General features: G+C 66.5%; 6 protein-coding genes and 1 pseudogene. 4 read left to right on the plus strand and 3 right to left on the minus strand.

What is annotated here, in order from left to right; translation table 11 throughout:
* The coding region (locus PGX04_RS26085) for a GltB/FmdC/FwdC-like GXGXG domain-containing protein (RefSeq protein ID WP_273741158.1) at positions 1-1,388 on the plus strand (1,388 nt) is incomplete at its 5' end.
* A gap of 49 nt (positions 1,389-1,437) precedes the next feature.
* Here PGX04_RS26085 and PGX04_RS26090 read toward each other — a convergent pair.
* A pseudogene (locus PGX04_RS26090) lies at positions 1,438-1,805 on the minus strand (GIY-YIG nuclease family protein); the annotation flags it as partial.
* An 80-nt stretch (positions 1,806-1,885) separates the two neighbouring features.
* On the minus strand, positions 1,886-2,518 hold the full coding sequence (locus PGX04_RS26095) for a hypothetical protein (RefSeq protein WP_273741159.1): 633 nt from the start codon (positions 2,516-2,518) through the stop codon (positions 1,886-1,888).
* On the opposite strand from PGX04_RS26095, the gene PGX04_RS26100 reads away from it, so the two are divergent.
* Both PGX04_RS26100 and PGX04_RS26105 read left to right on the plus strand, forming a co-directional pair.
* Positions 2,504-3,133: a hypothetical protein gene (locus tag PGX04_RS26100; RefSeq protein WP_273741160.1), complete on the plus strand. Its 630-nt coding sequence runs from the start codon at positions 2,504-2,506 to the stop codon at positions 3,131-3,133. The genes PGX04_RS26095 and PGX04_RS26100 overlap by 15 nt on opposite strands.
* A 3-nt stretch (positions 3,134-3,136) precedes the next feature.
* Positions 3,137-3,586: a hypothetical protein gene (locus PGX04_RS26105; protein ID WP_273741161.1), complete on the plus strand. Its 450-nt coding sequence runs from the start codon at positions 3,137-3,139 to the stop codon at positions 3,584-3,586.
* A gap of 319 nt (positions 3,587-3,905) precedes the next feature.
* Here the strand turns inward: PGX04_RS26105 and PGX04_RS26110 are convergent, their stop codons facing one another.
* A complete protein-coding gene (locus PGX04_RS26110; protein ID WP_273741162.1) occupies positions 3,906-4,907 on the minus strand; it encodes an RAD55 family ATPase in 1,002 nt (333 codons plus the stop codon).
* 294 nt (positions 4,908-5,201) lie between these two features.
* Between PGX04_RS26110 and PGX04_RS26115 the strand changes: the two genes are divergently transcribed.
* Positions 5,202-5,679: NAD-dependent epimerase/dehydratase family protein (locus PGX04_RS26115; RefSeq protein ID WP_273741163.1), on the plus strand; the 478-nt coding region annotated here is incomplete at its 3' end.

Raw genomic sequence — 5,679 nt, forward strand, 5'->3', positions numbered from 1 at the left:
CCTCGATCAAGAGCGCCGGTCTCCCCTGGGAGCTCGGCCTCGCCGAGGCCAACCAGATGCTCTGTGCGACCGGCCTCCGCGACCGCATCCGCGTCTCGACCGACGGCGGGATGAAGACCGGGCGCGACGTCGCCGTCGCCGCCCTCCTCGGCGCTGAAGAGTACATCTTCGGCACCGCCTCGCTGGTCACCGGCGGCTGCGTGATGGCCCGTCAGTGTCACAAGAACACCTGCCCGGTCGGCGTCGCCACCCAGCGCGAGGACCTGCGCAAGCGCTTCCCCGGCGAGCCAGAACACGTCATCAACTACATGACGTTCATCGCCCAGGAACTGCGCGAGCTCATGGCCGAACTCGGCTTCGAGACCGTCGACGAAATGATCGGTCAGGTCGGCGTCCTGGAACAGCGCACCGACGTCGACCACCCGAAGGCCCGCAACGTCGACCTCTCGGAAGTGCTGGCGGATCCGGGCGGCGATGTCCGCCGCAAGATCCGCGAACAGGATCACGAACTCGAGGACCAGCTCGACCGCGACCTCATCGAGGCCGCGGCCGACGCCATCGAGAAGCAGGATCCCGTCTCGCTCGAGACGGATGTCACGAACGTCGACCGGACCGTCGGCGCGATGCTCTCGAACCGCATCACGGACCGCTACGGCGAACCCGGCCTCCCGGAGGATACGATCACCATCGACGCGGAAGGGACCGCCGGCCAGAGCTTCGGTGCGTTCCTCGCAAGCGGCGTCTCGATGCACTTAGACGGCAGCGCGAACGACTACGTCGGCAAGGGACTCTCCGGCGGCAAGCTCACGATCCGCACGCCCGAGACCGCGGGCTACGATCCCACCGAGAACGTCTCGATCGGCAACGTCGCGCTCTACGGCGCGACCGACGGTCAGTTGTACGTCAACGGCGTCGCCGGCGAGCGCTTCGCCGTCCGCAACTCTGGTGCCAAGGCCGTCGTCGAGGGCGTCGGCGACCACGGCTGTGAGTACATGACCGGCGGTGTCGTCGCCGTCCTCGGCGAGACCGGGAAGAACTTCGCCGCCGGCATGTCCGGCGGCGTCGCCTACGTCTACGACCCCGACGACGAGTTCGCGGCGAAGGCCAACACCGGCATGGTCTCGCTCCACGACGACCTCGAGGAGAAAGACGAGCAAATGCTCCGGCGACTCGTCGAGAACCACGTCGCCTACACCGGCTCCGAGCGCGGCCGATCGCTGCTCGAAAACTGGGAGCGCGCCCTCGAGTCCTTCGTGAAAATCATGCCCGAAGCCTACTACGAGGCGATCACCGAGCAGGGCAGCGACGACGTCCGCAACGAACTGCCGGGCGCACCCGAGGCGGCTGTCGAAGTCGAGTCGGCCAATTTCGCGGCGAGCGACGACTAGCGCGGTAGCAGCCCGTTCGACGACCTCGTTTCTCTCGGATTCGCAACTGCTCGAGAACGCCGCCCTCCTGCACCGCAGTCTTCCGTATCGTCGCCGCGTCGGGCGCTTCGAAACGGTTCGCGTCGCAGTCACAGTCCGACGCGCCGAACCCGTCAATCGGCTCACCCGGCAACCGTTCGGCCAGTCCGCACTCCCGGTCGGCGTCCGGGAACGTCACGGCGGTCTCGAGGCGCGTCGCGGAATGGCTGAGCAGGTAGTCGACGTGCCGGTGGCGTTCTCGCGAGCGAAACCGCCGGGTCCGAACGCACTGCCGACGTGGGCGTACGCGCCGGCGTCGAACTCGCGGTCACCGAGCGCACCGCCCTCGATGGTCGCCGACTCGGTCACGCCGATGATGAGAACGTCCGTCCCGCTCATACCGGATTATCGGACAGCGGCGGCAAAAACGAGGTAATTTCGGAGTCCGGTGGCGGCTACCGCCCGTCGACTCGAGGGCGTTACCTCGACCGGTCCTCGTCGCGGGCCCGATCCTCGTCGGCGGTCGGGTCGCGCTCGTGGACGTGCCGACGGTTGGTCATATCATCCTGTCGCTGCTGATTCCGGGTACCGCTCGAGCCTCGCTCCGACTCGCGGGTTTCGGTCCAGTCGCCCTGCTCGGATCGCCGTCCCTGTTGCTGGTACTCGAGGCCACCGCCGGACTGCTGCTCTCGGTTCATGCGACCGCCCGAGGAGCCCTGGGTGTCTCGCCGGTCCTCCTGCCGGTTGAACTGTTGGCTGTCCTGGTAGTCGCGGTCGGTTCGCTGTCCGCGCTGTCCGCTTCCCTGGTCCCGTTGGGTACCGGACTGATGGCCTTCGCTCCGCTGGTGGCGACCGGACTCGGGCTGGCCCCGCTGGAACTGGCTGCCGTGTTGCTCGCTGCCCCGCTGGGACCGGTTCCCTTGCTGGTCTTGCATCCTGTTCTGTTGCCCGCGATGCTGTCGGCCCTGGTAGCCCTGTTCGCGGTCCATCGGTTCGGAGCCGGTGTCTCGGCTCTCGTGCCAGCGCTGCTTGGAACCCTGTCGTTCCTCGCTGCGCTGCACGCCCTGCTGGCCGCGTTGAGAGGAGCTACCGCCCTGTTGACCCTGTCGCATACCGCCCTGCTGCTGGCTGCCCTGCTGGCGATCGGACCTCTCGGTTCCGCGCTGGCCCTGCATGCGATCCCGCTGACCCTGCATGCCGCCCTGCATACTGCGCTGGCTCTGCTGGCCGCGTTGCGAGCGGTCGCCGCCTTGCTGGCCCTGCATGCCGCCCTGCTGGCCTCGTTGCATACCGCCCTGCTGGCCCTGCATATTGCCCTGCTGTTCGCGCTGTCCGCCGCGATGTTCTTCGTGTCGGGCTTCGCCGCCGTACGCGAGATTCGCTTCGTCCATCGCGTTCGTTTCGAACCCGCCGCGCTGTTGGCGGTTATCCCGTCGCTGCCCGGTCTGCCGTCCTCGCTGTTGTCCGGTCTGTTGCCGCCGTTGCTGATCGGGTTGTCCTCGCTGTCCAGTCTGCTGCCGTTGCTGACTTGGCTGTCCCCGCTGTTGTCCAGCCTGTTGCCGTGGCTGTTGTCCGGACTGTTGCTGTCGTTGCTGACTTGGCTGTCCTCGATGTTGTCCAGCCTGTTGCCGCGGCTGTTGTCTGAACTGCTGTCCTCGGTGTTGTTCAGGTTGCTGTCCGGTCTGCTGTCGCTGGTGCTGATCAGGCTGTCTCCGCTGCTGACCTGACTGTTGCCCGCGCTGCTGGGTATCCTGCTGACCGAACTGCTGTCCGCGCTCACCGCGTTGCGCCGACTGCTGGCCACGCTGTGTCTGCTGTCGACCGCCGTGCTGTTGCGTCTGTCCGCCCTGTGGGTGCTCTCCCTGACCCCGGCTGGGCTGCTGCCCACGCGGGGGGCCTCTATCGGTTGCCGTTCCGGAACCGCGCCCCCAGCCGGTATCAGCGACCGTGTCCTGATATCCCTCCGTTCGTTCGCGCTCACGTCCGCGATGCTCGGGACCCCGGGCACCGATATCGTCGCTGTCGCCGCCCTGTCGGCCCCGATTGGTCTCCTGCCCCCGTCCTTCGCGCCGGTTCTGACTGCGCTCTCCCCTGTGGCTCGAGTGCTCGATATCCTGTTCGTCCGTCCGTCGGTCGCTGCCGTATCGGTCGTTCATGGGTGTGTAGATCGTCGGCTGTGAGTTCGATAGTCGATCACCGACTTGCCCTCGCCCCTGATCGACGCGCTGATCGCTGCTGGTCGTGGTACGACAGGTGATGCTAAACCGAACGAGCGGATAAAACCCGAGCGTGAGTTCGCGTGCATGCGCAGTACGGGACGTAGAAGCCCTATCACCGGCAAATACGGACTGAGCCGACGACAACTCCGCTCGGCTCGAGGGCCGCGTTCGGCTCGCGGCCTGTAGCAGCACTCGAGCGACACGAAAGCGGTTCAGGGCAGCTTCGCGGGCCGCGTTCGAAGCCGCGTCGAACGGTTCGCAGCGTTACTCCGTTGCCCGTCTATCTGGACAGGTTCGGTTGCGGCTGCCCGCTACTCAAGTCGTACACCTGCCGTGCGTTCGTGTTCGGTCCGAACGCGAACAACCCGCGAGCGGGTTCGTGTTCGTACGTCACCCACTGTGGCAGAAACTGGGCTCCGCTCAGTTTTCGAACGGCGAGCTGTTTGAGACGGACGTCCGGCGCGAGTCGATCGGTCAGTCGGAGGTCGACGATCCCGTCGACGACGTACTCGGCCTCGGGAGCGTCCTGGCCGGCCGTCGACGCGGTGGCGACGATCGGAACGAATCGGGCCTTACAGACCGTCGCCCGGATATCTTCGACGAAGTCGTGAGCCTGCCGGTCCCGGAACACCGTCTCGAGTTCGTCGAGCGAGTCGATCGTGACTAGTCCGGTCTCGGTCATCTCGAGGTCGTCGAGCGCACCGGTGAGACTGTTGGTTAGCTCGCGACGATCGCTGGGATCGCGCACCTCGACGATCGCGTCCGCGGCGGCCTCGCCGACGAACGTCGTCCACTCGTTTCGCCGTTCGAGAAACGCCTCCCGATCGTCGAGCCGGTGGGTGTAGCAGTCGAGGATCCGCAGGCGGTCGTTCTCGAGTGCCGGCAGGACGTTCCAGCCGTTCTGATAGAAGCGCTCGAGCGTCGCGGTCGGCGGATTGGTGAGAGAGACGACGACGGTGGGTTCGCCGCGCTCCAGGGCGCGCCAGACCAGTTCGATCCCGAGTTCGGCTCGGCGGGTCCCCTCGTCACCGGAGAGGAGGAGAAGCGAGTCCGCGGGGATCCCGTTCGGGACGAGCGAGTCGAGCGGTTCGACGCCGGAAACGAACCGCTTGTAGGCGCAGGGATCGGAGAGCGTCGAGTCGTCGTCCGCGGCGTCGCGGCAGGCGACCGAACAGTACCGGCCGTCGTCGCCGTCCTCGATGTCGCCGGGAATCGGGTACTGACAGTGGTCGCACTCGAGCGGATATCTGGGAGCGCGATCCGTCCGGAGCCGTTCTGGCATATCGATCCGCCCTACGACGGAGGGGTCAAAAGAACCCGCCCCTGAACGTCACCTCGCCTACCGGTTCGGGGTCGGTACGAGCGACGAGTTTTCCCCGTCCGCTTCAAATTCATTCACCGAGAAGTGATAATCATTATCGAGTCGCCCATTCGCGGTACTTCGGGTCGTGGACGACCAGTTACCGTCGCGGGATGGAACATCGTCACGTGACCCGTCGCGCACCGTCGACGTTCGCTGTCCCGTGACGGCTCGCCCGTCCGCTACAGTTTTCTCTCGCAGTCGCGACGGCCACACATGGACAGCGCACTCGTTATCGGCGGCACTCGATTCATCGGCCGCCACCTCGTCGACGACTTGCTCGAGCACGACTACGACGTCACCCTGTTCACCCGCGGAAACAGCGGAAACCCGTTCGCGGACGACGACAGCGTCGACCACGTCGAGGGTAACCGGACGAACGACACGGCCCTCGAGGCGGCCGCGACGACGGTCGACCCCGACGCGGTCTTCGACTGCGTGGCCTACCATCCGACGGACGTCCGCGCCGCGACTACCATTTTCGCGGACTGCGACGCGTACGTCTACGTCTCGAGCGGCGCGGCCTACGGCCGCGAGGAGATCCCCAAGCGGGAGAGCGAGACGCCGTTGCACGAGTGTACGCCCGAGCAGGCGACCGACGACTCTATCGAGACCTACGGCAATCGGAAGGCCGAGGGAGACCGCGCCGTCTTCGCGGCGGCCGAGGACGGCGTCCGCGCCATGGCCGTCCGGC

It is taken from the genome of Natrinema soli, assembly GCF_028618695.1.

Bases quoted from the DNA above. Each gene is read 5' to 3' on its own strand.
- PGX04_RS26095 (WP_273741159.1), bottom strand. From the start codon at position 2,518: ATGCGACAGGGTCAACAGGGCGGTAGCTCCTCTCAACGCGGCCAGCAG.
- PGX04_RS26110 (WP_273741162.1), bottom strand. From the start codon at position 4,907: ATGCCAGAACGGCTCCGGACGGATCGCGCTCCCAGATATCCGCTCGAG.